A 2,730-nucleotide genomic window follows, 5' to 3' on the forward strand; every position below is an offset into this window, starting at 1 on the left:
AGAAAAAATTTGTTACCCTGGCCGAGAAAAAAACGGTGACAAACAACAACCCCAAAAGGGTCATCGTAGTTCTGTACAATCATTAATCACTCAGCCAAAACACGCGACACTCCATGAGTGCCACTAAAATGTTTGGCGATGATCACATCGGCACGCTGTTGAGTTCTCAAAACACCATCGCACACCACACGAGGCGGCGAACTTTCGCTCGCCACCCGCTCGGGGCAACTCGTCAACCTTACCACCCTCGCTCCCCGACTTCAACTCGGCGCTTGCTCTTGGCGGAGCCGGCGCGCTTGTCGAAACTGCGGTGAGGTTCGAGCTCGTGAGGCAAACTGCCCGGAAACACTGGGGTTTCTGTGCTGTCTGCCCCTCGGCGACTCGGAAAACATTACACGTCCTCCAGGTGGACGCCAAATCACCGTCAGGTGACCTGCGCCACCCCCTTGGACACATCAGGGCCGCCCCCCGTCAGTCGATCCTGACGATGGGGCGGCCCTGGCGTGTGCGCGCTCAGCGATCTTGGACGGTGGGATCCGCGACGATGCGACGGTGGTCGGGCTCGAAGCCGTGGCGAACCCCCCACAGCACGGCCTGGCTGCGGCTCGTCACGCCGATCTTGCGATAGCCGGTGCGGATGTAGCTCTTCACCGAGTTGATCGACAGGTGCGTCTGCGCGGCGATGTCGTTGTTCGACAGACCCTGGGTGATGAGTGCGAGCACCTCGGCTTCACGCGGCGTGAGCCCCTCCTCGCGCCCCGGCCATTCGCCGGCGATGGGGCCGGAGCCCACCTCGGCCGAGACGATGACCTCGCCGGCGTGCACTCGCTCCAGCGCCGAGACGAGTTCGCCCGCGGGCAGCGTCTTGGAGAGGTAACCCCGAACGCCGGCATCGAGACTGCGGCGCACCAGGTCGGGCTGGAAGTTCCACGTGTACACGACGACCTTGTCGACCCGGGGCTCCTTGAGCAGGTGCGCCAGCGCCTCAGGCTCGCCCTGCGCCTGCCCGAACGTGTCATAGAGCGCGATGTCGACGGGATGCTCGACCGTCGACATCGGGCCCTCGATGTCGAGTTCGGCCACCTCGACCCGGTCGCGGTAGCGCTCGAGCATCTTGGCCAGACCGTTGACGACGACCTCGTAGTCGTCGATCACGGCCAGTCGGATGGGGGAGGCGGAAGTCATCACCCCATGAGGGTACGGGGCACACCCGCGCGTTGCCCCACCCCTAGAGGTGAAACACGTCGAAGAATGATGATTTCCAATGCGTTTCACCCCTGTCGAGGCCGGCTGACCGCCTCAATCGAGCGGCTGCGTCAGGTCGTAGAAGACCGTCGATCCGATCGTCACCTGACGGTAGGTGGCCTCCGCCCACGCCAGGATGCGGCTCGCATCGCTCGTCTGGGCCGAGCTCGTCCCACCGCCCGTCGATGTTCCACCACTGGCCAGCAGGTAGTGAATCTTGCCTGCCTTCACCTCGGCCTGGAACTGGGCGAGCGTCGGGCTCGGGTCGGTGCCGTTGAAGCCGCCGATCGCCATGACCGGCTCGCCCGTTCCGAGCTGCAGTCCGGCCGCGCTCTGCGAACCCACCGCCGCGGCCACCCAGGTGTAACGCTGCGCGTCGGCCCGCAGGGCGGAGATGACGGCGGCGCTCGGCGTCGTGGCATCGAGCAACCCGCCCATGCCGCCGCCACCGACTCCCTGCCCACCTGCACCGGTGGGCACGGTGCCACGCGTCGTCGAGGAAGCGGCCGGCGGCGCGCCTACTGTCGAACCCCCCAGGGCGCGAGCACCGGGGCCACGGCCGCCCGCACCCGGCATCCCACCCATGCCGCCCGACGCCGGCCCAGCGGTGACGATCGAGCCGGTGTGCCCGGAGGTCAGCGTCGTGAGCGAGTACGCGGTCGGCCCCGCGAGGCCCGCGACCACGGCGCCCGCGACGATCACGGGCAGGGCCCGCGCGTGCAGCCGTCGCCCGATGACGAGAAGTGCCGCGCACGTCAGTCCGATCGTCAGCACGCCGACGCGCAGCACGTCGCTGTAGGCGCTCGTGCGGGAGAACAGGACGAACCCCCAGATCGACGACGCGGCGGCCGCGGCCGCCATCGTCAGGGTGCCGACCGGTTCGCGGCGACGCTCCCAGGCCTGCGCACCACCCATGCCGACGAGTGCCGCGACTGCCGGCGCCAACGCCACCGTGTAGTAGGCGTGGAAGATGCCAGCCATGAACGAAAACGTCAGCATCGTCACCAGAAGCCAGCCGCCCCACACGGCGTAGGCGGCCCGACGGACGTCGGTGCGCGGCGCACGCGCGCGCATCACGACACCCATGACGCCGAGGATGATCGCGGCCGGGATGAGCCAACTGATCTGGCCGCCGATCTCGGCGTCGAACAGGCGCGTCAGCCCCGTCGAACCCCACTGCCCGCCGGCAGCGCCCCCGCCGCCGCCGACCGAGCCCGTCTCCTCACCGCTGAGTCGGCCGAAGCCGTTGTACCCGAACGTCAGGTCGAGGAAGGAGTTGCTCTGGCTGCCGCCGACGTAGGGACGCATGCTCGCCGGGGTCAGTTCGACGACCGCGACCCACCACCCGGCGGATGCCACGAGAGCGACGAGGGCCACGAGGCTGCCGACGAGGCGTCGACGCAGTGGCGCCGCAGCGAGCAGCAGGAACGCCGCCCCGAAACCGGGGATGACGAGGAAAACCTGCAGCGTCTTCGTCAGGAACCC

At 67.8% G+C, this 2,730-nt stretch carries 2 protein-coding genes; both read right to left on the reverse strand.

Annotation, left to right across the window (positions count from 1 at the left end; translation table 11 throughout):
• Nucleotides 1-513 precede the first annotated feature (513 nt).
• Nucleotides 514-1,185, reverse strand: a complete 672-nt coding sequence (locus B2284_RS08550; protein ID WP_038569711.1) for a response regulator transcription factor — start codon at nt 1,183-1,185, stop codon at nt 514-516.
• 114 nt (nt 1,186-1,299) lie between these two features.
• Nucleotides 1,300-2,730, reverse strand: a 1,431-nt coding sequence (locus B2284_RS08555; protein ID WP_286697391.1) for a mannosyltransferase YkcB-related protein, incomplete at its 5' end; no start/stop codon positions are given.

It is taken from the genome of Dermacoccus sp. UBA1591 (assembly GCF_002322065.1).
GTDB classification, from domain to species: domain Bacteria; phylum Actinomycetota; class Actinomycetes; order Actinomycetales; family Dermatophilaceae; genus Dermacoccus; species Dermacoccus nishinomiyaensis.

Bases quoted from the DNA above. Each gene is read 5' to 3' on its own strand.
- B2284_RS08550 (WP_038569711.1), bottom strand. From the start codon at position 1,185: ATGACTTCCGCCTCCCCCATCCGACTGGCCGTGATCGACGACTACGAG.